General features: G+C 74.0%; 12 protein-coding genes. 9 read left to right on the top strand and 3 right to left on the bottom strand.

Going from position 1 to position 25,695, the window contains the following annotated elements; all coding sequences use genetic code 11:
- Nucleotides 1-156: 156 nt before the first annotated feature.
- From ACFPZJ_RS16600 to ACFPZJ_RS16580, 5 genes are all read left to right on the top strand, one after another.
- Nucleotides 157-6,585: an amino acid adenylation domain-containing protein gene (locus ACFPZJ_RS16600; RefSeq protein WP_381021864.1), complete on the top strand. Its 6,429-nt coding sequence runs from the start codon at nucleotides 157-159 to the stop codon at nucleotides 6,583-6,585.
- A complete protein-coding gene (locus ACFPZJ_RS16595) occupies nucleotides 6,582-13,073 on the top strand; it encodes an amino acid adenylation domain-containing protein (protein WP_381021862.1) in 6,492 nt (2,163 codons plus the stop codon). The genes ACFPZJ_RS16600 and ACFPZJ_RS16595 overlap by 4 nt, the downstream gene beginning before the upstream one ends.
- A 314-nt stretch (nucleotides 13,074-13,387) precedes the next feature.
- Nucleotides 13,388-14,500 (top strand): guanitoxin biosynthesis L-enduracididine beta-hydroxylase GntD, encoded by a 1,113-nt coding sequence (gene gntD / locus ACFPZJ_RS16590; protein WP_381021860.1) that lies wholly within the window; start codon nucleotides 13,388-13,390, stop codon nucleotides 14,498-14,500.
- Nucleotides 14,501-14,560: 60 nt separating this feature from the next.
- Entirely contained in the window at nucleotides 14,561-15,331 is a 771-nt protein-coding gene (locus tag ACFPZJ_RS16585; RefSeq protein ID WP_381021858.1) for an SDR family NAD(P)-dependent oxidoreductase, read from the top strand.
- A 55-nt stretch (nucleotides 15,332-15,386) separates the two neighbouring features.
- Complete coding sequence (locus ACFPZJ_RS16580; protein ID WP_381021856.1) at nucleotides 15,387-16,625, top strand: cytochrome P450; 1,239 nt, start codon at nucleotides 15,387-15,389, stop codon at nucleotides 16,623-16,625.
- 87 nt (nucleotides 16,626-16,712) lie between these two features.
- Here the strand turns inward: ACFPZJ_RS16580 and ACFPZJ_RS16575 are convergent, their stop codons facing one another.
- Nucleotides 16,713-17,501, bottom strand: a complete 789-nt coding sequence (locus ACFPZJ_RS16575) for a thioesterase II family protein (protein ID WP_381021855.1) — start codon at nucleotides 17,499-17,501, stop codon at nucleotides 16,713-16,715.
- A 148-nt stretch (nucleotides 17,502-17,649) separates the two neighbouring features.
- On the opposite strand from ACFPZJ_RS16575, the gene ACFPZJ_RS16570 reads away from it, so the two are divergent.
- A complete protein-coding gene (locus ACFPZJ_RS16570; protein ID WP_381021854.1) occupies nucleotides 17,650-17,994 on the top strand; it encodes an acyl carrier protein in 345 nt (114 codons plus the stop codon).
- Nucleotides 17,991-19,730 carry an acyl-CoA dehydrogenase family protein gene (locus ACFPZJ_RS16565; protein ID WP_381021853.1) on the top strand — a complete coding sequence of 580 codons (1,740 nt, stop codon included), beginning with the start codon at nucleotides 17,991-17,993 and terminating at the stop codon, nucleotides 19,728-19,730. The genes ACFPZJ_RS16570 and ACFPZJ_RS16565 overlap by 4 nt, the downstream gene beginning before the upstream one ends.
- 36 nt (nucleotides 19,731-19,766) lie before the next feature.
- Here the strand turns inward: ACFPZJ_RS16565 and ACFPZJ_RS16560 are convergent, their stop codons facing one another.
- Together ACFPZJ_RS16560 and ACFPZJ_RS16555 are read right to left on the bottom strand one after the other, a co-directional pair.
- Entirely contained in the window at nucleotides 19,767-21,182 is a 1,416-nt protein-coding gene (locus tag ACFPZJ_RS16560; RefSeq protein WP_381021852.1) for an ATP-binding protein, read from the bottom strand.
- 396 nt (nucleotides 21,183-21,578) lie between these two features.
- Nucleotides 21,579-22,250 (bottom strand): 4'-phosphopantetheinyl transferase family protein, encoded by a 672-nt coding sequence (locus ACFPZJ_RS16555; RefSeq protein ID WP_381021851.1) that lies wholly within the window; start codon nucleotides 22,248-22,250, stop codon nucleotides 21,579-21,581.
- Between the two features lie 184 nt (nucleotides 22,251-22,434).
- On the opposite strand from ACFPZJ_RS16555, the gene ACFPZJ_RS16550 reads away from it, so the two are divergent.
- Together ACFPZJ_RS16550 and ACFPZJ_RS16545 are read left to right on the top strand one after the other, a co-directional pair.
- Complete coding sequence (locus ACFPZJ_RS16550) at nucleotides 22,435-23,430, top strand: LuxR C-terminal-related transcriptional regulator (RefSeq protein ID WP_381021850.1); 996 nt, start codon at nucleotides 22,435-22,437, stop codon at nucleotides 23,428-23,430.
- A 195-nt stretch (nucleotides 23,431-23,625) separates the two neighbouring features.
- On the top strand, nucleotides 23,626-25,674 hold the full coding sequence (locus ACFPZJ_RS16545) for an MFS transporter (protein ID WP_381021848.1): 2,049 nt from the start codon (nucleotides 23,626-23,628) through the stop codon (nucleotides 25,672-25,674).
- The last annotated feature ends 21 nt before the right edge of the window (nucleotides 25,675-25,695 follow it).

Here is a 25,695-nt window from a genome sequence, read left to right as displayed (position 1 = left end):
ACCGGCGTCGGGCGGCATCTTCACCGGGCACCGCGATTGCCGGTCGGTTGCCTGGTGAGGGGCCGCGCGACCGGGGCAGCATCGTCGCGCATTACCAGCTCCCGGCCCTTCGAGCGCACGACAGAGCGGTTCACGAGAGAGCGGTTGACGACGCGAATGACTTCACGTGACGCAGAGACCTCACCCCGTCCCGCGGGCAGCGGGCTCCTCCCGCTCACGGCTGCCCAGCGGGGCGTCTTCTTCGCCCAGCGGCTCGATCCGGGCAACCCGGCCTTCAACACCGTGGTCGTCATGGAGATCCGTGGCCCGGTGGACGGCCCGCTGCTGGCCCGCGCGGTCCGCCAGGCCGAGGGGGAGAGCGGCAGCTTCGACGTCGAGTTCGTCGAACTGCCCGACGGTCCCTACCAGCGCCCGGTCGCCCCGGGCTGCTCGACGTGGCAGGAGCTCGACCTCAGCGCCGAACCTGACCCGTTCGCCGCGGCCCACGCGCTGATGGACCGCGACCGCCGCACCGCCAACGACCTGTTCACCGACGCGCTGTCCGCGCACGTCCTGATGCGCGTCGGCGACGACCACTACCTCTGGTACCAGCGCAGCCACCACATCCTGTCCGACGGTTTCGGATCGGTGCTGCACTCGCGGCGGATCGCCGAGGTGTACGAGGCCCTCAGCGCCGGCGAGGAACTGTCCGGACGTCCGCTCGGCCCGCTCACGGACATCCTCGCGGACGAGGCCGAATACCGCGCGTCCGCGGAGTACGAGACGGACAAGGCGTACTGGACCGGCCGGTTCGGCGACCGGCCCGAGACCGTCAGCCTCGCAGCCGGCGTGCCGACCGGCGCCTCCACCATCGCGCTGGCCGCGACCACCGAACTGCCCGAGACCGACCAGGCGGCGCTGCGCACCGCCGGACGCGACGCCCGCGCCCCGTGGACCGTGGTGATGCTGGCGGCCGTCGCCGCCTATCTGCACGGCATGACCGGAGCCGGCGACCTCACCCTCGGCGTCCCCGTCACGGCGCGGCTCGGCGCGCGCTCCCAGAACGTGCCGGGCATGCTCTCCAACACGCTTCCGCTGCGGCTCAGCGTCGACCCCGCCGCAGGCCGCACCCAGCTGGTCCGGCACGTCGCGCGGCGGCTCGGCGAACTCCTCACACACCAGCGCCACCCCTACGACGACCTGCGGCGCGACCTGCGCATGCTCGGATCGAACGAGCAGCTGTTCGGTGTGCTGGTCAACATCATGCCGTCCGGCTCCGAGAGCAACTTCGCGGGCCGCGAGGCCACTCTGACCGCGCTGTCCGGCGGCCCGGTCACCGACCTCAACCTCACCTGCCACCCCGGACCGGACGGCCGGGGCATGCGGATCGAGTTCGAGGCCAACCCCGACCGCTACACCGCCGCCGAACTGGCCGCGCACCAGGACCGGTTCACCGCGTTCCTGACCCGTTTCCTCGGCGCGCCGGGCGACATGCCGCTCGCCGGCATCGACGTCCTGACGGGCGCCGAGCGCACCGAGGTGCTCGCCGCCGGACAGCTCGCCGGCCACACCGCCCCGGTGCCCGCCCGCACCTTCGCCGAGCTGTTCGAGGCCCAGGTCCGGGCCACCCCGCACCGTCCCGCGGTGGTCTGCGCGGCCGGCACGGTCGACTACGCCGAGCTCAACGCCCGCGCCAACCGGCTGGCCCGCGCGCTCGTCGCGCGCGGCGCCGGACCCGAGCGGGTGGTGGCCGTGGCCCTGCCGCGCGGCATCGCCGCCGTCACGGCCGTCGTGGCGGTGCTGAAGTCGGGCGCGGCGTACCTGCCGATCGACCTGGCCTACCAGCGGTCGCGGGTCACCGCCATGCTCGACGACACGGCACCGATGATCCTGCTGACCACCCGCGCCACCGACGACCCCGACCTCGCCCCGCGGGTCGAGCGGCTGTACCTCGACGACGCGGACAGCCCCACCGGCAGGCCCCTGCCCGACCTGCCGGAGACCGACCTCGGCGACGGCGACCGCCGGGCGCCGTTGCGGCCCGCGCACCCGGCGTACGTCATCTACACCTCCGGTTCGACGGGCCGCCCCAAGGGCGTCGTCGTCACACACACCGGCCTGGCCGGGCTGCTCGCCCACCAGAAGGCGCTGCTGGACGTCACCCCGGACACCCGGGTGCTGCAGTTCGCGTCGCCCGGCTTCGACGCCTCGGTGTGGGAGCTGGTCACCGCGCTGCTGACCGGCGCCGCCCTCGTCGTCGCCCCGGCGGACCGGCTCACCCCCGGGCCGCTGCTGGCCGGCCTGGTGCGGGAACTGGGCGTCGACTGCCTGCTGATGGCGCCCTCCGCGCTGTCCGCCATGCCACCGGACGGGCTGCCCGAGGGCGTCACGCTGGTCGTCGGCGCCGAGGCCTGCTCGCCGGAGCTGGTGGCCCGCTGGTCCCCGGGCCGGCGGATGGTCAACGCGTACGGCCCCACCGAGTCGACGGTCATCGCGACCCAGACGCCGCCGCTGTCCGGCCGGACCGTCCCGCCCATGGGCCGCACCGTGCCCGGCACGCGGGTCCGGGTGCTCGACCCCGCCCTGCGGCCGGTGCCGCCCGGCGTCGCCGGCGAGGTGTACCTGAGCGGCGACGGGCTCGCCCGCGGCTATCTGAGCCGCCCGGGCCTGACCGCCGAGCGGTTCGTCGCCGACCCCTACGGTCCGGCCGGCACCCGCATGTACCGTACGGGCGACCTGGCCCGCTGGACCCCGGACGGCGAGCTGGCCTACCTCGGCCGCACCGACCGCCAGGTCAAGGTGCGCGGCTTCCGCATCGAGCTCGGCGAGATCGAGAGCGTCCTCGCGCAGGCCCCCGCCGTCGGCCGGGTCAGCGTCGTGGTCCGCGAGGACCGGCCGGGCGTACGCCAGTTGGCCGCCTACGTCGTCCCCGCGCCCGGTGCCGCCGAGCCCGACCCAACTGCCCTGCGGGACCTCGTCGGCCGCGCACTGCCCTCGTACATGGTCCCGGCCGCCGTGGTGGTCCTGCCCGACCTGCCGCTGACCCCCAGCGGCAAACTGGACCACCGGGCGCTGCCCGCCCCCGAGTACACCGGCTCCGCGGCCGGACGCGCCCCGCGCGACGAGCGGGAGACGCTGCTGTGCGGGCTGTTCGCCGAACTGCTCGGCGCGACCGGCGTGAGCATCGACGACAGCTTCTTCGAACTCGGCGGCGACTCCATCGTCGCGGCCCAGCTCGCCTCCCGGGCCACCCGGGCCGGCCTTCCGCTGACCCCGCAGGCCGTGTTCGCGCACAAGACGGTGGCAGCGCTGGCCGAGCACGCGGCGGCCGAGGCGCCCGAACCGTCGGGGCAGACCTCACAGGACCAACCGACCGAGCCCGACGCGCGGTTGGTTCCGCTGCCCGCCGAGGAGCGGGCCCGGCTGGAGCGGACCTGGCGGGCCCCGGGCGCCGACGGCGTCAGCGGCCTCCAGGACGTGCTGCCGCTGAGCCCCCTGCAGCAGGGCATGCTCTTCCACGCCCGCTTCACCGACGGCGCCGACGCCTACACCGTGCAGAAGGTCTTCGGCCTGGCCGGACCGCTGTCGGCCGACGCCTTCACCCGGGCCTGCCAGGCCGTGGTGGAGCGGCACACCGCACTGCGCGCCGGGTTCGCCCAGTCCGCGGCGGGCGAACCGCTCCAGCTCGTCGCCCGGCACGTCACGGTGCCCGTCCACCACCACGACCTGCGCGCCCTGGCGGCGGAGGAACGGGACGCCCGCCTGGCCGAACTGCTCGCCCGGGACAAGCGGACCCGCTTCGACCTGGCCGACCCGCCGCTGCTGCGCTTCAGCCTGGTCCGGCTGGAGGACGAACGGCACCTGCTCGTCCTGTCGAGCCACCACATCCTCTTCGACGGCTGGTCGCTGCCGCTCGTCCTGCGCGACCTGCTCGCCTTCCTCCACGACGACGGCGCGGCACTGCCCGCCCCCGTACCGTTCCGCGACTACCTCGCCTGGGCCGCGCGGCAGGACCGGGACGCGGCCGAGCGGGCCTGGCGCGACGTGCTCGCCGGCCTGGACGGCCCCACCCTGGTGGCCCCGGCCCGGCCCGGCGGCATCGACGCCCTGCCGCGCCTGCTGGTCACCGAACTGCCCGCCGGGCTCACCGCCGCCGTGGAACGCGCCGCCCGGGCCCGCGGCCTGACCCTCAACACCGTGGTGCAGGGCGCCTGGGCGCTGTTGCTGCACACCCTCACCGGGCGCGAGGACGTCGTATTCGGCGGTACCGTCTCCGGCCGTCCGCCGCGGCTCGCCGGGGTGGACGAGATCGTCGGCCTGCTGATGAACACCGTCCCCGTCCGGGTCCGGCTGCGGCCCGAGGAACCCCTGGCCGGGCTGCTGGCCCGGGTGCAGGGCGAGCAGGCGGAACTCGCCGACCATCACCACCTCGGCCTGCCGGACCTGCACCGGCTCGCCGGGCACGGCGAACTCTTCGACACCTCCGTGGTGTTCGGCAACGCGCCGATCGACCGGGCGCGCATCCTGCACCAGGCGAGGGCGCTGCGCATCACCGTCGAGGAGTCCGACCCCACCGGCGGCACGCACTACCCGCTCAGCCTCTCCGTGGTGCCCGGCGAGCGGCTGCGCCTCGAACTCACCTACCGGGGCGAGGTGTTCGATGCCTCCGACGCCGAGGACTGCGCCACCCGGCTCCGCCTCGCCCTGGAGACCTTCGTCGCCGACCCGGATCGCCCGGTCGGCCGGACGCGGCTGCTCACCGACGCCGAGCGGCGCGACCTGGCGGACGCCGTCCACGCCACCGCGCGCCCCGTTCCGGCCGCCACACTGCCCGAGCTGTTCGCCGCGCAGGCCCGCCGCACCCCGGACGCCGTCGCGGTCGTCTGCGACGGCGTACGCGTCAGCTACGCCGAGCTGGACGCCCGCGCCCGCGATCTGGCCGCCGCCCTGGCGGCCAAGGGCGCGGCCCCGGGCCAGGTCGTCGCGGTCCGGCTGCGCCGCTCCGTCGAGACCGTCGTCGTCCTGCACGCGATCCACCGGGCGGGCGCCGCCTACCTGCCGCTCGACCCGGACTACCCGGCCGAGCGCATCCGGCACATGCTGGACCAGGCCCGGCCCGTCCTCGTCGTCGACGACGCCTTCCTGGCCTCCCTCGGCCCGGTCGCCGACGCGCCCGCTCCGGCCCCGCGCCTGCTGCCCGAGCACCCGGCGTACGTGGTGTACACCTCGGGCTCGACGGGCCGGCCCAAGGGCATCGTCGTCACCCACGCCGGTGTCGCCAACTACCTGGCCGGCATGCAGGAACGCCACCCGCTCGGGGCGCATGACCGGGTGCTGCAGCGCACCTCGCTCAGCTTCGACCCGTCGGTGTGGGAGATCTTCTGGCCGCTGCTGCACGGCGCCGCCGTGGTCGTGGCGCGGCCCGACGGCGAGGACGCCCCGGGCTATCTGCCCGGCCTGATCCGCGAGGAGGGCGTCACCGTCGCCCAGTTCGTGCCCTCCACCCTGGAGGTCTTCCTGCGCGAACCCGGCAGTGACCGGTGCGACAGCCTCAGCCGGGTCTTCGTCGGCGGCGAGCAGCTGACCCGGGCCCTCGCCGACCGCTTCCACGCCGTGGTCGGAGCCGAACTGCACAACCAGTACGGCCCGACCGAGGTGTCCGTCTACACCACCACCGGCCCGGCCTCGGCCGACGAGCACCTGACCGCCGTACCGGTCGGCACGCCTCTCGCCAACCTGCGGGTGTACGTGCTGGACGGTTTCCTGCGGCCCGTGCCGCCCGGTGTGGTGGGGGAGATCTACATCGCCGGCGCCCAGGTGGCCCAGGGCTACACGGGGCGTCCGGGGCTGACCGCCGAGCGGTTCGTGGCGGACGTGTCCGGCCCGCCGGGCGCGCGGATGTACCGCACCGGGGACCTCGGACGGCGGCGCGCGGACGGCGTGGTGGAGTACTCCGGACGCTCCGACTTCCAGGTCAAGATCCGCGGCCACCGCATCGAACTCGGCGAGATCGAGGCGGTCCTGGCCGCCGACGACACCGTCGCCCAGGCCGTGGTGACGGCGCCCGCCGACCAGGCCGGCACCCGCCACGTCGTCGGCTACGTACGCCCCGCCGACGCAGCCCGGCCGGATGCCGAGGAGCTGCGCGAGCGGGTCGCCCGCACGCTTCCCGACCACATGGTCCCGGCCCAGGTGATGGTGGTGGACGCCTTCGCGCTCACCCCGAACGGCAAGGTCGACCGCAAGGCCCTGCCCACCCCGTCCTTCCGCGCCGCACAGGCCTACCGGGCACCTGGCAGCCCGCGCGAGCGGCTGCTGCACGAGGTGTTCGCCGAGGTGCTGGGACGGGAGGAGATCGGCGTCGACGACAGCTTCTTCGACCTGGGCGGCGACTCGATCGTGTCGATGCGGCTGGCCGCCCGCGCCCATCAGGCCGGGCTGCTGCTGACCGCCAAGGACATCTTCGTCCACAAGACCATCGCCCGCCTCGCCGGCGTCGCCCAGGACATCGACCCCGCCGCCGACGCCCCGAGCGGCGACGGCCTGGTGCGGATCGACGCGGACGAACTCGACGAGCTCGAAGCCCAGTGGGAGACAACACCGTGAGACAGACGTCCCTGGAAGCGGTCCTGCCGCTGACCCCGCTCCAGCAGGGCATGCTCTTCCATGCCCTCTTCGACGGCGGACGGGTCGATGGCGACGACGTCGACTTCTACAACGTGCAGACACCTCTGGAACTCGTCGGTGCCCTCGACACGGAGGTGCTGCGCGGCTCCAGCGCCGCACTGCTGGACCGCCACGGGAGCCTCCGCGCGGGGTTCCTCAGGCGCCGCTCGGGCGAGGCCGTCCAGGCCGTCGCCCGAGCGGTGGAGCCGCACTGGGAGGAGGTCGACCTCTCCGGCTTCGGCGAGTCCGAGCGCGAGGTGCGTCTGTCGCGGCTGCTGACCGAGGACCGGGCCCGCCGCTTCGACATGGCCCGGCCGCCGCTGCTGCGGTTCACCCTGGTCCGGATGGCGCCCGACCGGCACGTCCTGGTCCTCACCCACCACCACATCCTGCTCGACGGCTGGTCGGTGCCGCTCGTCCTCAGCGACCTGTTCCGCATCTACCGCGACGGCGGCACGGCCGGGAACCTGGAGCCGGCGGTGCCGTTCGCCGACTACCTGGGCTGGCTCTCCGCCCAGGACCGCGGCGAGGCCGAACGCGCCTGGCACACCGCCCTGTCCGGCGTGGAGGGCGCCACCCTGGTGGCCGGCGGAGCGGGCACCGGTGCCTCCGACCGCGGCCAGCGGCGCGTCGTCGCTGAGCTGCCCGAGGCGGCCACCGCCCGGATCGCGGCCGCCGCCCGCGCCCGCGAACTCACCGTCAACACCCTCGTCCAGGGCGCCTGGGCGCTGCTGCTGACCTCCCTGACCGGACGCCGGGACGTCGTGTTCGGCAACACCGTCGCCGGACGCCCCCCGCAGCTCGCGGGCAGTGACCGCATGGTCGGCCTGCTGATCAACACCGTGCCCGCGCGGGTCCGCGTGGACCCGGCCGAACCGGTGACCCGTCTGCTGGCCCGTGTCCAGGACGAGCAGACCGCTCTCGCCGACCACCAGTACCTGGGCCTGTCCGACATCCACAAGGCCGTCGGCGTCAGCGAACTCTTCGACACCACCCTGGCGTTCGAGAACTTCCCCGTCGAGCAGGCCGCCCAGGGCGCCTCGGTGGCCGGGCTCACCGTCACCGTGCTGCGCGACGCCGTGGAGGACACGCCGGAGGGCACCCACTATCCGCTCAGCCTGGCCGTCTACCCCGGCGAACGCCTCCGCTTCGAGCTCAACTACCGCGAGGACGTCTACACCGCCGAGGCCGCGACCACCGTCCTCGACCGGCTGCGCACCGTCCTGGTGGAGATCGCCGAACGGCCCGAACGGCCCGCCGCGCAGCTGCCCGTGTGGACCGAGGACGGCCTGTGCGACCTCCTGCGCACGGCCACCGGCCGCACCGCGGCCCACCCGCCGCGGACGCTGCCCGACCTGTTCGAGGAGCAGGCCCGCAGCACCCCCGACGCCCTTGCCGCCGTCGACGGCACCACCGGCCTGACCTTCGGACGGCTCAACGCGGAGGCCAACCGGCTCGCCCGGCTGCTGCGGGCGCACGGCGCCGGCCCGGGCGGGCTCGTCGGCATCGCCCTGCCCCGCACCACCGGGACGGTCACCGCGATCCTCGCGGTGCTCAAGGCGGGCGCCGGATACCTCCCGATCGACACCGGCCACCCCGCCGAGCGGATCGCCGCGCTCTGCGCGGAGGCCGCACCCACCCTCGTCCTGGCCGCAGCCCCGACCGCGCACGCCCTGCCGGACGGCGTCCCGGCGCTCCTCGTCGACGAGGCCGAGCTGCCCGAGGACGACTCGGACCTCACGGACGACGACCGGACCAGGCCGCTGCACCCCACCGACCTGGCCTACGTGATCCACACTTCCGGCTCCACCGGCCGCCCCAAGGGCGTCGCCGTCGAGCACCGCAACCTCGTCAACATGTTCCACAGCCACCGGGCGAACTACTTCGAGCCCGAGCGGGCCGGGGCGGGCGGCCGGCGGCTGCGCGCCGCGCTCACCAACTCGCTCGGCTTCGACGCCTCCTGGAGCCAGCTGCTGTGGATGGTCGCCGGTCACGAACTGCACATCGTCGACGACACCGTGCGCAAGGACGCCCTGGCCCTCGTCGGCTACGTGGCCGACGCGGCCGTCGACGTCCTCGACACCACGCCCTCCGTCGCCCGGCAGCTGCTGGCCGCCGGCGTCTTCGACAGCGCACGGCACCGGGTGTCCACCCTCGCCCTCGGCGGCGAGGAGGTCGGCGACGATTTGTGGGCCGAACTGCGCACCGTCCCCGGGCTGTCCCTCTACAACCTGTACGGCCCCGCCGAGTGCACCGTGGACGCGATGTTCTGCCACGCCGACGGAGCGGACCGGCCCTCCCTGGGCGGCCCGGCCGACAACACCCGGGTGTACGTACTGGACGACTTCCTGCGCCCGGTCCCGGACGGTGTGGTCGGGGAGATCTACATCGCCGGTGACGGGGTGGCGCGGGGCTACCTGGGACGTCCGGCGCTGACCGCCGAACGGTTCGTGGCGGACGTGGTCGGCCCGCCCGGGGCACGCATGTACCGCACCGGGGACCTGGGGCGGCGGCGCGCGGACGGCACGGTGGAGTACCGGGGCCGCTCCGACTTCCAGGTGAAGGTGCGCGGCCACCGCATCGAACTCGGTGAGATCGAGGCGGTCCTGGCCGCCGACGACAGCGTCGCCCAGGCTGTGGTGGCGGCGCCCGCCGACGAGGCCGGCACCCGCCACGTCGTCGGCTACGTGCGCCCCGCCGCCGACGCCCGGCCGGACCCCGAGGAGCTGCGCGCCCGGGTGGCGCGGGCGCTGCCGCAGTACATGGTCCCGGCCCAGGTGATGGTGGTGGACGCGTTCGCGCTCACCCCGAACGGCAAGGTCGACCGCAAGGCCCTGCCCGCCCCCGTCTTCGGTGGGACCCAGGCCTACCGGGCACCTGGCAGCCCGCGCGAGCGGCTGCTGCACGAGGTGTTCGCCGAGGTGCTGGGACGGGAGGAGATCGGCGTCGACGACAGCTTCTTCGACCTGGGCGGCGACTCGATCACCTCGATGCGGCTGGCCGCCCGCGCCCACCGGGCCGGGCTGCTGCTGACCGCCAAGGACATCTTCGTCCACAGGACCGTCGCCCGCCTCGCCGAGGTCGCCCAGGACGTGCCGGACGCCGACCGGCCGGAAGACGGCACCGCCGCGCCCGCCGCCGGACCGCTGGTCGTCCTCGACGACGCCGAGCGCGCCGAACTCGACCCGGACGGACGGCGGATCGCCGACGTCCTGCCGCTCACCCCGCTCCAGCAGGGCATGCACTTCCACGCCCTGATGGCCACCGACGCCATCGACGTGTACGTCACCCAGCGGCCGCTGCGGCTCACCGGGGAGCTGTCCCCGGCCGTCCTGCGCACCGCGTGCGACGCCCTGGTCGCCCGGCACCCCGCCCTGCGCGCCTCGTTCGTGTCACTCGGTTCGGGCCGCTCGGTGCAGGTCGTGCACGAGGACGTCACCGTGCCCTGGCAGGAGATCGACCTGACCGGCCTGGACGAGGAGGCGCGGCGCGCGCGGCTCGCCGAGCTGCTGGCCGAGGACCGGGTGCGGCGCTTCGACATGGACCGGCCGCCGCTGCTGCGCGTCGCCCTGATCCGGCTCGCGGAGCGGGAGCACGTGCTGCTGGTGACCCACCACCACATGCTCCTCGACGGCTGGTCGCTGCCCCTGGTCTTCCGCGACCTGTTCGCCCTCTACGCCCGCGGCGGGGCCGGGCCGGACCGCCGTCCGGTGCCGTTCGACGGCTTCCTGCGCTGGCTCGGCGCCCAGGACGAGGAACGGGCCGTCCAGGCGTGGCGCGACGCCCTGGCCGGGCTGGAGGAGCCGACCCTGGTGGCGCCCGGCTCCGAGCCGGCCACCGCCACCCTGCCGGAGCTGGTCGCCACCGCCCTCGATACGCGGGCCACCGAGACCCTCGCCACGGCGGCACGCGCCGCGGGCCTGACCCTCAACACCCTCGTCCAGGGCGCCTGGGCGGTCGCGCTGGGGCAGTTCCTGGGCCGTGACGACGTCGTGTTCGGCGCGACCGTCGCCGGACGTCCGCCCGAGCTGGCGGGCGCCGAGGAGATGGTCGGCCTGCTGATGAACACCGTCGCCGTCCGCGTCGCCCTCGACCCGGCACGGCCGCTCCAGGACGCCCTCGCCGCCCTGCAGGCCGAGCAGGCCGGACTGCGCCCGTACCAGCACCTCGGGCTCGCCGAGGTGCAGCGCGTGGCCGGGCTCGGCGAGCTCTTCGACACCGTGGTGGGCTTCGAGAACACGCCCGTGGACCGCGACTCCGTCCAGGAGCAGGTGCCCGGGCTGCGGATCTCCGTCGACGACGAGCCCGCGCCCGGCGCGTCCCACTACCCGTTCAGCCTGGTCGTCGTGCCCGGCGAGCGGCTCAGTCTCGAACTGACCTACCGCGCCGACCTGTTCACCGCCGAGACGGCCCGCCGGCTCCTCGACCGGGTGCGCGTGGTCCTGGACACCTTCGTCCACGACCCGGCGACCCCCGTAGGCCGCCTGGAACTGCTCACCCCGGCCGAACGCGCCGACCTCCTGGCCGCCGCCGAACCGGACGAGGCCTCGCCGTCGCGCACGACGTTCCCCGCGCTCTTCGAGCAGCGGGTGCGGGAACGGCCGGACGCCGTCGCCGTGTACGACGGCCCGCACCAGGTCACCTACGGCGAGCTCAACGCGCGGGCCAACCGGCTCGCCCGGGCCCTCGCCGCCCGCGGCATCGGCCCGGAGAGCGTCGTCGCGGTCGCGGTGCCCAGGTCGGCGCGGTCCGTCCTGGCCGTCCTGGCGGTCCTCAAGAGCGGAGCCGCCTACCTGCCGCTGGACCTCGGCTATCCGCTGGAACGGCTGCGGTACGTCCTCGCCGACGCGCGGCCCGACCTCGTCCTGACCACCGCCGAGGGCGCCGCGCTGATGACCGAGGCGGGGGCCGGAGCGGCCCTGTGCCTGGACGGCGACGGCGGCGTCACCCCCGGCCCGGACGAACCTTTCGGTATCGCGCCGGAGCTGACGGCGGGACGGTCCGACGCCGACCTGGGCGACGAGGAGCGCACCGCGCCGCTGCGGCCCGGCACCACCGCGTACCTCATCTACACCTCGGGATCCACCGGCCGGCCCAAGGGTGTGCTGGTGCCCCACGCTGGCCTCGCGGCCCTCGTCGCCCAGCAGTGCCGGGGACTGGCCCTGCGCCCGGACGAGCGGGTCCTGCTGTTCGCCTCGCCGAGCTTCGACGCCTCGGTGTGGGAGCTGGCCACCGCGCTGCTCACCGGGGCCGCCGCGGTCACCGCGCCCGCCGACGACCTGCTGCCCGGTCCCGCGCTCGCGGCGACGGTGGCCCGGCACGGCGTGACCACGCTGCTGCTGCCGCCGTCCTCGCTGGCCGTCGTGCCCGAGGGCGGGCTGCCCGACGGGGTCACCCTCGTGGTGGGCGGCGAGGCGTGCCCGCCCGACCTGGTCGAACGCTGGTCGGCCGGGCGGCGCATGGTCAACGCCTACGGCCCGACCGAGGCCACCGTCATGGTGACGATGAGCCGCCCTCTGGCGGGCCGGGCCGCCCCGCCGCTGGGCGAACCTGTCGTCGGCGCCCGGGTGTACCTGCTGGACAGCGCGCTGCGGCCGGTACCGGTGGGCGCTCCGGGCGAGCTGTACCTCGCGGGCGAGGGCCTGGCACGCGGGTACCTGCGCCGGGCCGGGCTGACCGCCGAGCGTTTCGTGGCCGACCCCTACGGGGACCCCGGGGCGCGCATGTACCGGTCCGGCGACCTGGCCCGCCGCCGGCCGGACGGCACCCTGGAGTACCTGGGCCGGGCCGACCGGCAGGTGAAGGTGCGCGGCTTCCGCATCGAACCCGGGGAGATCGAGGCCGTCCTGGCCGAGGACCCGGCGGTCGCGCAGGCGGCCGTGGTGGTCCGCGAGGACCAGCCCGGCGTGCGCCGCCTCGTGGCGTACGTGGCGCCCGTGGACGGCGAGCGGCCGGACCCGGCGGCGCTGCGCGGCCGGGTCGGGGCCGCACTGCCCGAGTACATGGTGCCCGCGGCCGTGGTCACCCTGGACGGGCTGCCGGTCACGCCGAGCGGCAAGCTCGACCGGGACGCCCTGCCCGCGCCGGACTTCACCGCCGCCGCGGACAGCCGCACCCCGCGCACCCCGCGCGAGGAGCAACTGTGCGCGCTGTTCGGCAAGGCCCTCGGGACGGAACGGATCGGCATCGACGACAGCTTCTTCGACCTGGGCGGCGACTCCATCGTCTCCATCAGGCTCGTCACGCTGGCCCGGGCGGAGGGCCTGGACATGACGCCCCGGGACGTGTTCACGCACAAGACCGTGGCCGCGCTCGCCACTTCCGTGAAGGACCTCGCCCCGGCCGACGAGGCCGTCGACGCCGAGGAGCCTCTGATCACCCTCGACCAGGACGAACTCGCCGAGTTCGCCGAGGACTGGCGGGGCTGAGCGGGACCCCCCGGGGGCCGGCCGGCCCCCGGGACACCCACCGCCCCGCCCGGTGACGCGGGCCCGCGCCCGCACCCGCACCCGTACAGCACCACCCGTACCGGCACCACGGCACGGCCGCACACGCACCACCGCGCGACCGTGCAGGCATCACGGCACGGCCGCCACGCACCACACCCGCACGACCACACACGCACACCACCCCGCACCACCGCTGGACCACACCCAGGCCGGGACCCTGCTCGGCCGGTCCGGCGCGTACCGCCACGCGATCCGGCCCGCCACGGGCGCGGACCGCACAGGACCGAACGCCCATGACGACCCTCGTGGTCCCGACCGGTGAGGACACCGACATGACCCAGACCCTTCCGACCCCCCGCGCGTCCCGCCCGGCCGCGGCCACCCCGGGCCCGCTCGACGCGCCGGCCGAGTTCCACCTCGACGCCGACGAGGTGGCCGAACTGGAAGCCGCCGCGCACAAGCTCGGCGAGACCTGCACGACGCCCACCCTGCCGGACTTCTACGACCAGGCGCAGGCCGCCGAGGAACTGCTCCCCGCCCGGCTGCGCACCTTTCTGACCACGTACCGCCGCACCGAGCGGTCCGCCGCCTGCCTGGTGCACGGCTTCCCGGTGGACGACGCGCGGATCGGCCCCACCCCCCGGCACTGGCGCGACGCCGTCCAGGGCGAGAGCGCCCGCGCCCAGGAGCTGTGGCTGGCCCTGTGCGGTCTGGCGCTCGGCGACCCGTTCGGCTGGGCCACCCTCCAGGACGGCCGCATCATCCAGAACATCCTGCCCATCCGCGGCGACGAGGACCGCCAGAGCGGCCACGGCAGCGAGACCCTCCTGGAGTTCCACACCGAGGACGGCTTCCATCCCAACCGCTGCGACTACCTGCTGCTGTTCGGGCTGCGCAACCCCGACCGGGTGCCGACCATCGTGGCGTCCGTGCGCGACGTGCGGCTCGACGCCCGCGACCGCACGGTCCTCGCCGAGGACCGGTTCCACATCATGCCGGACACCGAGCACATCCGGCAGCTGGAGACGTACGCCCCCGGCCACCCCGCGCTGCCCCGGCTGCGCGGCATGCGGGACCGGCCCGTGCCGACCGCCGTGCTCTCCGGCGACCGGCTCAACCCGTATCTGCGCATCGACCGGCCCTTCATGAACGTCCTGCCCGGCGACACCGAGGCCGAGGCCGCCCTGGACCGGCTGATGGCCGAGCTGCAGCGCGTCCAGCAGGACGTCGTGGTGGGCCCCGGCTCACTGCTGGTCGTCGACAACTACCGCGCGGTGCACGGCCGTCGGCCCTTCACCGCCCGCTACGACGGCACCGACCGCTGGCTCAAGAAGCTCACCGTCAGCCGCAACCTGCGCCGCAACTTCAGCGGCTATGCCCTCGACCACCACCGCGTCATCGTCTGAGCCGCGCCCGACCTCGTTCTCCTCGACCCGTCGTACCGCCGTGCAGAAAGGCAGCAACCCGTGCGAACCGTCATCGTCTCCGGCGCGTCCAGCGGAATCGGGCACGCCACCGCCGAGCGCTTCGCCCGCTCCGGCGACCACGTCGTCAACCTCGACGTGCAGCCCCCGCCACCGGAGACGGTGCAGGGCCCCCGCGAGGGCGGCGGGCACCTGCGCTGGATCAAGCGGGACGTGGCCGACTGGGAGGGGGTGCGGGCCGCCGTCGACGAGGTGCGGGCCGAGCGCGGCCGGCTCGACGTCGTCATCGCCAACGCGGGCATCAGCGTGCGGCACGGCATCCTCGACCTCACCGAGGCCGAGGCCCGGCGCACCCTGGACGTCAACCTGATGGGCGTCCTCGCCCTGTGGCGGCACAGCGTTCCGCACCTGCTGCGCCAGGGCGGGGGCGTGCTGCTGGCCACCGCGTCCGTCAACGGCTCGCGCGGCTACCCGCTGTACGCCGACTACAACGCCTCCAAGGCCGGTGTGGCCTCGCTGTGCCAGACCTTCGCCATCGAACTGGCGCCCCTGATCCGCACCGCCTGCGTCGCGCCCGGCGCCGTGCTGACGCCCATGCAGCGCGCCGAGTACACCGACGCCATGCTCGACGAGGTCAACGAGCGCATCCCGGCCCGCCGGCACGCCCGGCCCGAGGAGATCGCCGACGTCTTCCACTTCCTGGCCTCCCCGCAGGCGTCGTTCGTCTCCGGGCAGCAGTTCACGGTGGACGGCGCCGAGACCGCCGGAGCCACCACCGCGTTCTTCCCCGGCCCCCTGGAGGCGCCGTCGTGACCGTGCCCGCCCCTCGCCTCCCCGCCCGCGTTCGGACCTCAGCCGGAGGACGCCCATGACCGCCCTGACCACCCGACCCGCGCTCGCCCCGGACGCCCTCGACGACGTCGACCTCGCCGACCCGCTGCTGCACGCCCGCCACGACCTGGGCCCGCTGTGGCACCGCCTGCGCACCGAAGCGCCCGTGCACTGGCAGCCCGAACGCGGTGACCAGCCCGGGTTCTGGGTGGTCAGCCGCTACGACGACGTCGTGGCGGTGCTCAACGACACCGCGACCTTCACCTCCGAGCGCGGCAACGTGCTGGACACGCTGCTCGCCGGCGGCGACTCGGCCGCCGGGAAGATGCTCGCCGTCACGGACGGCGGGCCGCACAAGGCACTGCGCAGCGCCCTGCTGAAGCCGTTCTCGCCGCGCGCGCTCGACGTCGTCGTCGACAGCGTGCGGCGCGGCACCCGTGGCCTGGTCGAGGAGGCGGTGCGGCGGGGCACGGTGGACTTCGCCGCGGACGTCGCCGCGCACATCCCGCTCGCCGCGATCTGCGACCTGCTCGGCGTGCCGCCGTCGGACCGGCAGCACATCATCGACCTCACCTCCTCCGCCCTGTCCTCGGCGGACGGCGCGCCCACCGAGGAGGCGACCTGGTCGTCGCGCAACGGCCTGCTGTTCTACTTCTCGGAACTGGCCGCCGCGCGCCGCGCCAAGCCCCTCGACGACGTGGTCAGCCTCCTGGTGACCAAGGAGATCGACGGCCGGCCGCTGACGCACGAGCAGATCGTCTTCAACTGCTACAGCATCATCATGGGCGGCCACGAGACCACCCGGTTCGCCATGATCGGCGGCCTGCGGGCGCTGATGGAGCGGCCCGGCCAGTGGCAGGCGCTCAAGACCGGGCAGGTGAGCACGGCCTCGGCGGTCGAGGAGGTGCTGCGCTGGACGACGCCCGCCCTGCACAGCGGCCGTACCGCCACCCAGGACGTGTTCCTCGGCGGCCAGTTCGTCGAGGAGGGCGACATCGTCACCGCCTGGATGGCCTCCGCCAACCGCGACGAGAGACTCTTCGACCGGCCCGAGGTGTTCGACCTGGCGCGCACCCCCAACAAGCACCTGACGTTCGCGCACGGGCCGCACTTCTGCCTCGGCGCGTTCCTGGCCCGGGCCGAGCTGACGGCCCTGCTGGAGAGCCTGTGCGAGCGGGTCGCCGTGGCGGAGCCGGCGGGCGAGCCGGGGTACGTCTACTCCAACTTCCTCAGCGGCCTGTCGTCCCTGCCGGTCACGCTCGTACCGGAACGCTAGACCGCCTCCCCGTACGGCCCCGCCGCGCCACCGGCGGGGCCGTACGGCCGTCCGGGCCGCAAGTGCCGCGCATGCCGCGCATGCCGCCTACAGCGGCGCCAGGGCGGCCAGTTCCTCCAGCACCGCGGACACCGTGGCCCGGGCATGGGTCTGCGGGAAGTGGTGCCCGCCGGGCAGGACGCGCATCCGGTGCGCGGCCGTCGTGTACCGGGACCACGGCTCCACCCGGTCCACCGGCGACACCGTGTCCTCGGCGCCCGCCAGCGCGACCAGCGGGCAGCCCACCGCGACCGGCCGCGGCACGAGGTAGCCTTCCGCGAACCGCATGTCGGCACGGACCGCGCGCAGCAGCTCCCGCAGGAAGTCGGGGAAGCCGAGGAGTTCCTCCGGCAGTCCGCCGCTGTGCCGCAGCCAGGCGATCAGCGACGCGTCGTCACCCTCCCCGACGGGCTCCCGGTACAGCGGCACGTGCGGTGCGCGCGACCCCGACACCAGCAGGGCGCGCGGTGCCCGCAGGGCCGCGCCCCCCGCTATCTCCCGTTCGATCCGCCGGGTCAGCTCGTAGCCGAGCACCGCGCCGTAGCTGTGCCCGAACAGCGCGTACGGCAGCGTGAACTCGCCCCGCAGCCCCTCGAAGAGGGCGTCCACCAGCGCGTCGAAGTCCCGCGGCACCGGTTCGTCGATACGGGAGCCGCGGCCGGGCAGCTCGACCGGCGCCAGCTCGACCCCCTCGGGCAGGTGCGGCCGCCAGGAGCCGAAGGAGCCGGCGCCTCCTCCGGCGTGCGGCAGGCAGATCAGCCGCGACCGGGGCGGCCCGGCGGCGTACCGGGCGCTGATCCAGGCGGCGTTCGTGGTGGTGGCGTCGGATGGGCTCATGAAGGCCAGCCTCGGTACTGCGGTCGGCGCCGACCAGGCAGCGCCGCGGCAACTTCGTCCGAATCGGTGGGTCAAGCACGGGAGTTGCCGCGTCCCTGCCGGGTCGATTGCCTGGGGCGCGAGGTCGCCCGCGCCTAGCGTGACGCGCATGACGAACACTCCTGCCGCCATAGGCACCGACGCCGTCGCCACCATCGTGAGCGGTATGGTCAAGCTGATCGCACCGCGCAAGGTCGAGCAGGCCGGACCGGACCTGCGCCTCATCGGCGACCTCGGCTTCCACTCCCTCGTGCTCGCCGAACTCGGCTACAACCTGGAGGAGCTGTACGGCCTCAGGTCGCTCAACCCCGAGGAGGCCATGAAGCTCCAGCGCGTCAGCGACGTGATCGAGCTGGTCCGCACCGAGATCGCCGAGGGCCGGGCCCAGCTCGCCGACGACGAGGTCGTCTCGGACGTCTTCGCCCGCTACGGCGTCGAAAGCCCGCTGGCATGACCGGGCAGCCCTTCGACCGCCCCGCCTTCGCCCTCGCCGCGGACCTGGACCGGGCGCTGGGGGACACGGACGCGCCGAGCGGCCCGTTCAGCTTCGCCGAGATCGTCGAGCACGAGGAGAACGGGTCCCTGCCGCCGGGCGCGGTCGACCTGGTCCGGCAGTGGGGCTTCGCCGAACACCTGGTGCCCGAGGAGTTCGGCGGCCGGCTGCGCAACCTGGAGCAGCTGTTCCTGCTGACCCGCTCGCTCTCCCGCCGCAACCTGACGATCGCGGTGATGTTCGGTTCCGCCGTGCTCGGGGTCAACTCCGTGTGGCTGTGGGGCGACGACGAGCAGCGCGCCGAGGTGGCCCAGGGTCTGCTCTCCGGCGACCTCGCCTGCTTCGCCGTCTCCGAACCGGACCACGGCAGCGACCTCGGCACCAACGAGACGACGGCGGCCCTCGCCGGCGACGGCTACGTCCTCAACGGCGAGAAGTGGCCCGTCGGCAACGCCACCCGGGGCCGCTTCGTCACCGTCTACGCGCACCTCGAAGGGGCAGGCTCCTCGCTGCTGCTGCTCGACAAGCGGGACCTGGACGAGGCCAGTTGGGACAACCATCCGTTCGTGCGCACGGTCGGCCTGCGCGGCCACGACCTGAGCGGCATCACCTTCCGGGACACCCGGGTGCCCGCCGGCGCCCTGCTCGGCCGCCCCGGCGCCGGCCTGGCCGAGGTGCTCCAGGTCCTGCAGATCACCCGCACGGCGATCGGCGCGCTGTCCCTCGGCACGATGGACTCGGTGCTGCGCATCGCCCTGCGCCACGCCCGGGAGCGGGTGCTGTACGGGCAGGAGATCTACCGGATCCCCGTGATCCGGCGGCATCTGCTGCGCGGCTACCTCGACCTGCTGATCGCCGAGTGCACGGCGCTGCCGGTGGCGCGTTCGCTGACCGTGGCACCGTCCCGGCTCAGCCTGTGGTCCTCGGTCGTCAAGTACCTCGTGCCCACCCTCGGCGAGGAGGTCGTGCAGGAGGCCGCCCGCGTCCTGGGCGCCCGCAGCTACCTGCGCGAGGGGGTGGCGCACGGGGCCTTCCAGAAGCTCCAGCGCGACCACGCGATCGCGAGCATCTTCGAGGGCACCACACACGTCAACCTGCACGGCATCGCGGCGCAGCTGCGGGCCGTGGCCCGGGTGGCGGACCGTCCGGCCCGCGGCGGCGACGAGCTGCTGCGCCGTCTGTTCGACTGGTCCGAGGAGGCTCCGCGGTGGGAGCCCTCCGGGCGCGCGCTGCGGCTGACCAACGCCGCCGAGGACGAGATCACCCGCGGCTGGTCCGCGGCGGTCGCCGAGGCGGGCCGGCTGGCGGAGCGCGAGCTGCCCGCCGAGGAGGGCGCGGCGCTGATGAAGGTCCTCGGCGCGCTGAGCGACCGCCGGGCGGCCTGCTACGCCCGCGTCGACACCGACGCGTTCGACGCGGTCTCCACCGAGGGCCAGGACCTGGCGGCGGAGCACTGCGTGCACCACGCGGCGGCCTCCTGCCTGTACACCTGGCTCCACTCGTTCGGGGCGGAGCGCGCCCGGCCGGGCGGCACCGGCTGGCTGGTGCTGGTCCTGCAGCGGCTGTTGCAGCGCCTGGACCCCGCCGTCGACCTCGACGAGACGTTCCTGCCGTGGCTGGAGGAGCGGGTCCTCGCCGGTCTGGACGGCCCGGAGTACTTCTCGCTCCGGACCGTCAAGGCCGCCGCCGGCGGGTGAGGCGGGCCGGTGAGTGACCCCTCGCCTGGCGCTCCGTCAACTGGCGGAGCGCCAGGCGCCGTCGTCTGCGAGGGACCGGTGACGCTCGGGGATCAGGACGCGCTGGGGAGCGGAGCTCTTCGGCGTCCCGTCCAGCTGGGCCACGAAGTGCCGTACGAGTGCGGGGATCCGGTACGTGTACTGCCTCTCGCGGTGGATCTGCACCAGTGAGGCGTCCGCGAGTTCCGCCAGCAGATGGGCGATGTGCGGGGCCCGGGCCGGACCGGCCGGCTGCCGCACCGTCAGCGCGTCGTCCAGGGAGAAGGGGTCCGGCAGCGCGGCCAGCCGGTGCAGCAGCTCGCGGTGGGCGGCGGGCAGCAGCTCGTAGCTCCACCGCACGCTGCCCGACAGTGTGCGGTGCCGGGACAGGTCGCCGGCGTCGACGTGGTCGAGCAGGTGGAAGAGCGTCCCGTCGTGGAGAAGGGACGTGAGCGGCAGGGAGCGGAGCCGCTGGGCGGCTATCTCGATGGACAGCGGTATGCCGTCCAGGAGCCCGCACAACCTGCTGACCAGTGGCAGACGGCTGCTCAGGTCGAGCGTGGGCAGGCTGGACTGGACGCGGCGCAGGAGCAGTTCCACCGCGCTCGGCACGGAGGCGTCCCCGCCGCCCTGGAGGTCGGCGCGGAGCGGCTCGACCTCCCAGGTCTCGGCGGCGCCCACGGCCAGGGTGCGGCGCGAGGTGACCAGCAGGTGGAGGCCCGGGTGCTCGTCGAGGAGCCTGCGGGCGACCCTCGCGGTCTGCTGTACGACGTGCTCGGCGCTGTCGAGGACCAGCAGCTGCCTGCGCGCACTGGGGTCATCGCGCGTAGAGCCGTCCCAATCGGTCAGTTCCCCCGTGATTCTGTCGAGCTCGCGGGCCGCGAGGTGGGGGTCGACGTGCTCGGGCGGGCAGTCGTGCAGCTCCGCGACCGCGACGCCGCCGGAGAACAGCGGGAGCAGCCGGGCCGCCGCCGCGAGGGCCAGGCGGGTCTTGCCCACACCGCAGGTGCCGGTGAGGACGACCAGCCTGCTGCGCTGCACGGCGGCGAGCACGTGGCGTACGTCGGCCTGGCGTCCCACCAGGGGGTCCGGCAGCGGGCGGGGCCCACGCCACGGTGGCGGTCCGGAGGGGCCGGGCCTGGGCAGGTCCGCGTGCGGTGCGGGTCCGGCCGGCCAGCCGCCCTCCAGGGGAGGCACCTCGGTCAGCGCGGCCGTCGAGGCGCCGAACGCGCTCAGCAGCAGGGCCACCGAGCTGCGGCGCGGATTGGTGTTGGCCCCCGTCTCCAGGTTCCGGATGGTGCGGACACTCACCCCGGACCTCTCGGAGAGTTCTTCCTGCGTCCAGCCGGACACCCTGCGCTGGTGGAGCAGGAAGTCCCGCAGGCTGTGCATATCCGTTCTGTGGAAGGGGAAGGACTCGCTGGGAATTTGCATGTGGAAGAATTCCCTCCGGATATCTCGTGCGATATGCCGCGCGCAGCGCGCACGCGAATCGGCGGCGACCTGCCGGTGAACGTCCGGCGGCGCGCCGTGACCCCGGGGGAAGGTCCATCGGTGCGGCAGGATATGGGTGGTCCCGGATGCGCGCTTGTCGAGTTAATCGTGGTGCGCTTTCCGAACGGTCGAGCAGCGCCTGCGGTTTCGTCGCAGACGCTGCTCGAACAGGATATCTGCCAAAAGGCCGTCGGCAATGGCAGCAAGTGCTGCCTGGCAGCATGGTGCCAGCGGTGCCGGTATCCCGAATGCCGTCTGGGATTTCGACCAGAAACCCGGCCGAGGCACGCCGGGCCTGCTGATCCGAACCCGCTGGAATACCACGTGCACGTGTCATCAAGAGGGCCGGCCGCCGGGCACCGCCACCACGGTCACCACGAATCCGTGCCGGGCGATCCAATAACCGGTCAGATCCTTGTCCACCGTTGCAGGAAGGGGGGTGCCCGAATCCGGCGGTGTCACACGGAACGTGCCGTCCGGCCGGATGCGCACCGTGAAGTCGCGGAAACCGAAACGATCGCCCAGCCAGGGTGAGAACGCCTTGTAGGACGCTTCTTTGGCGCTGAAGAGCAGTCGCTCGGGCGGCGGTCCGGCCGGGGCGAAGTCGTCGCGCAGCCACGCCGACTCACGCGCGTTGGCGATGCGTGCCGCGACCGCCGGCGGCAGCGGCTCCAGCGGCTCGGCGTCGATCCCGAGGGCTGCGAACCGCGCGGCGCGGGCCACGGCGGCGGCACGGTAACCCCGGCAGTGCGTCATGGTGCCGACGACGCCGGCCGGCCAGCGCGGTGCGCCCAGGGCCCGCGGCACGAGCGGTGCCGGAGCCACCCCGAGTTCCGCCAGGGCGGCGCGGGCGCAGCCCCGGACGGTGGTGAACTCCCTGCGGCGGTCCTCCGACTCCCCCTGGACCGCGGTCAGTTCGGCCGGGAAGAGTGTCACGTCGGCCAGAGGGCCGCGGTCGCCGAAGGCGTCCTTGGCGTATACCCCGGCGGGGACCAGACCGGCGATCACCTTCACGCTCCTCACAAGACCACGTCACGGGACGATCACGAACCCGATCGCACGTCTCATTTCACATCCCCGGTGTCAGAGGGAAGCCCCGTCCGGTAAAAAGCTCGTATCCGGGTGCACGCCTGTGCGACTGACCACGCGAGGTGTGTGCCGTAGGTAACGGGGATAGGGGGATCGTCTCTCCATGCTGGGACGACTCGGACAATTGGGAAGACTAGGGTTTGACAACCTTACCGACGCCGTCTACAGAAAGCTGATCACCGGCAGCCCCCAGGACGTGGAGGACCTGGCGAAGCAGCTGGGCCTGCCGCTGGCCCAAGTGCAGGCGGCGCTGGACCAGTTGGAGAAACTGGACCTGCTGCGCCCGCAGGGCGAGGGGCTCGGGCTGCTCGTCGACCCCCATCTGGGGCTCAAGACCCTGCTGTTGCGGCAGATCGCGGGCATAGAGGACCGCCTCAAGGACTTCGAGGAGGACCGCGCCGCCGTCCTCGACCTCCTCGACCAGTTCGCCGACCGCCACCCCGGCGGCCTCGGCGCCGACGAGGCGTACGTGACCGGCCAGGAGGCCGTGACCGAACGGCTGCGCGAACTGGCCGGCTCCGCGCAGACCGAGTGGCTGGCCTTCATCCCCGGCGGCGGCAGGACCGGCAGCTGGCTGGATGCCGCCTCCGCGCTGGAGTTGCAGGTCCGGCGGCGGGGCGTGCACAGCCGCACCGTCTACACCGACAGCATCCGCGGCGACGCCCGGGCCTCCCGCCGGGCCGCCCGCTGCGAGAAACTCGGCGGGCCGGTGCGGACGGTGCCGTCGCTGCCGGTCCACATGTTCCTGGTCGACCGTGAACTCGCGCTGCTGCCCGTCGACCCCGACGACCCCTGGCGCAGCGTCACCCAGATCACGGCGCCCGGTGTGCTCGCCGCGCTGTCGGCGCTCTTCGAGAGTGTGTGGGAGAACGCGGTCGCGCTCGGCACCGACACGGAGGCCGACGAGCACGGACTGAGCCCGCAGGAGCGGGAGTTGCTCCGACTGCTGTCGCGCGGCCTCACCGACGAGGCGGTACGCCGCCGCCTCGGAGTCTCCCTGCGCACCGTCCGCCGTGTCGTGGCAGACCTCTCGGCCCGCCTCGGCGCGGAGAGCCGCTTCGAGGTGGGCTACCGGGCCGCCAAGCGGGGGTGGATCTGAGGGGTCGCCCTGGCCGGATGTGGTGGGTCCGGGCCGCCGGCCCCCGACCCGGATCACCGCGCCCGGCGGCAATTTCCGGTCAGAGTTGCCGGTGTGATGCCTGGCCCGGTCCTGCCCCGTCGAACAGCATCGTCGAGGAGAACGCGACACGGGTTCCCGACGGTACGGCGAGCACGGGCAGGGGGGGGAGAGCGCATGACCACGGCACAGCCACGCCCCCGCGAGGGCGAGGAGTCCGGGCCGGCGCCCGACCCGCCGCGCTCCCTGTGGCGCAACCGCGACTACATGTACTGGTGGACCGGGAACGGCGTGTCCACGCTGGGCACCAGCGTCACCACGCTCGCCTTCCCGCTGCTGGTCCTGAACACCACCGGCTCGGTGGCGCAGGCCGGCAGCATCACCGCCTGCCACATGATCGGCACGCTCGTCACGCTGCCGGTCGGCGGGGCCCTCGCGGACCGGGTCTCGCGCCGGGCCCTGATGATCGTCTCCCCGCTCGTGCAGGCGTTGGCCATGGGCCTCGTGGCCGCCCTGGTGTTCCGCGGTGCGCCCTCGATCCTCGCGCTGGACGCCCTGGCGCTGGTCGGCGGCCTGGCCGCGGGACTGCGCAGCGGTGTGTCGATGTCCGCGCTGCGGCGGATCGTGCCCAAGGAGCAGGTGTCCGCCGCGACGGCGCAGGGCATGGGGCGCGACATGGTCGCCCACCTCGTCGGCGGCCCCCTCGGCGGCCTGCTGTACTCGATGACCCGCTGGCTGCCGTTCCTGTTCGACGCGCTCAGCTTCCTGTTCGTCACCTGCGCCGCGGCCCTGATCCGCAGGCCGCTCGGGCCGGACCGGCACGCCGGGCAGGGGCCGCGCCCCGGCCTGTTCGCCGACATGGCCGACGGCATGCGCGTGATCCGGCGCAGCGACTACCTGGTGTTCACCATCATCTGGGGCGCCCTGCTCAACGCGGTCACGGAGGGCTTCACGCTGCTCTTCGTCGTCCTCGTGCAGTACCGCGGCGGCGGTCCCACCGAGGTCGGCACCGCCACCTCGCTCGCACTCGTCGGCGGCCTGCTCGGCTCCGTGGCCGGGCCGGCGCTGATGCGCGGACTGGGTGCCCGGACGGTGATGCTGCTGGCCGTCTGGCTTTTCGTGGCGTGCTTCGCCACCGTCGTGTGGATGCCGCGGCCGTGGCAGATCGGGCTGGTGCTGCTGGTGGCCATGACCAGCATGGTGCCGTTGAACGTGGTCACCGAGTCCTACCAGGTCCGGCTCGTCCCCGACGCCTACCTCGGGAGAGTCGCCGCGGCCAACCGGTTCTGCGTGCAGGCGGTGCAGTGGGTGGGCCCCCTGGGCGCGGGCTTCCTCGCCGACGCCGCGGGGGTGCGCGAGGCCATCCTGATCCTCGCCGCCGCCATGGTCGCCCTGGCGATCGCCCTGCACGGCGCACGGCGCCGGTTGCGGGTCCTGGAACTCCCGCTGGCCGAGGTCCGGGAGCTCACTCCCGTCCCCGTGGACCCGCCGGTTCCGCACGGGTCGGTTCCCGCGGCGCCCGTCAGCGTCAACGACCGTTCAGATGAAGCCAGTTCACCGATGAGTGAGCGCGGCGAGGAAGCAGGGTGTGGAAAGGTTGACCGCATGACTGAACACTCCGGACATTCCGAACACAAGCAGGTCGCACGATCGGCCTCGGACGACCTCCTGGCCTCCGACGAGGACCGCAACCGCGTCGCCGAGCGCGTGCGGGCGGCCGTCGCCAACGGACGCCTGGAGCTGGGGGAGCTGGACACACGGCTCGCCCAGGTGTACGAGGCCAGGACGCACGGCGAGCTGGAGGCGGCCGGCCGTGGTCTGCCGCAGCTCGGTGCCAGGGACGCCCTCGTGGTGGACCGCGCCCCGACCTCCCGCTTCGCGCTGGGCATGTTCGGCGGCTTCGAGCGCGAGGGCGAGTGGGTCGTGCCCCCGAAGTTCACCGCCTGGTCGATGTGGGGCGGCGGCCGGCTCGACCTGTCCGAGGCCCGCTTCAGCAGCCAGGAGACCGTGATCCGGGCCGTCGCCCTGTGGGGCGGCACGGAGATCGTCATCCCCGACGACATCGAGGTCGAGGTCAAGGGCTTCGGGCTGTTCGGCGTCTTCGGCAAGCGAGCCGCCCGCAAGATCGGCAAGCCGGGCACTCCGCGCGTCGTCATCAAGGGCGTCGCCATGTTCGGCGGTGTCGTCACCAAGACCAAGGCGATGGGGAGTCCTCCCCAGCACTAGGGCCCGTCCGGCGGACCAGGC

Origin of the sequence: Streptomyces bullii, assembly GCF_042657145.1 — a bacterium.
GTDB classification, from domain to species: domain Bacteria; phylum Actinomycetota; class Actinomycetes; order Streptomycetales; family Streptomycetaceae; genus Streptomyces; species Streptomyces bullii.
This window is presented reverse-complemented; position numbering and strand designations above follow the sequence as displayed.

Bases quoted from the DNA above. Each gene is read 5' to 3' on its own strand.
- gntD (WP_381021860.1), top strand. From the start codon at position 13,388: ATGACGACCCTCGTGGTCCCGACCGGTGAGGACACCGACATGACCCAG.
- ACFPZJ_RS16550 (WP_381021850.1), top strand. From the start codon at position 22,435: ATGCTGGGACGACTCGGACAATTGGGAAGACTAGGGTTTGACAACCTT.
- ACFPZJ_RS16575 (WP_381021855.1), bottom strand. From the start codon at position 17,501: ATGAGCCCATCCGACGCCACCACCACGAACGCCGCCTGGATCAGCGCC.
- ACFPZJ_RS16560 (WP_381021852.1), bottom strand. From the start codon at position 21,182: ATGCAAATTCCCAGCGAGTCCTTCCCCTTCCACAGAACGGATATGCAC.
- ACFPZJ_RS16580 (WP_381021856.1), top strand. From the start codon at position 15,387: ATGACCGCCCTGACCACCCGACCCGCGCTCGCCCCGGACGCCCTCGAC.
- ACFPZJ_RS16570 (WP_381021854.1), top strand. From the start codon at position 17,650: ATGACGAACACTCCTGCCGCCATAGGCACCGACGCCGTCGCCACCATC.
- ACFPZJ_RS16600 (WP_381021864.1), top strand. From the start codon at position 157: ATGACTTCACGTGACGCAGAGACCTCACCCCGTCCCGCGGGCAGCGGG.
- ACFPZJ_RS16565 (WP_381021853.1), top strand. From the start codon at position 17,991: ATGACCGGGCAGCCCTTCGACCGCCCCGCCTTCGCCCTCGCCGCGGAC.
- ACFPZJ_RS16545 (WP_381021848.1), top strand. From the start codon at position 23,626: ATGACCACGGCACAGCCACGCCCCCGCGAGGGCGAGGAGTCCGGGCCG.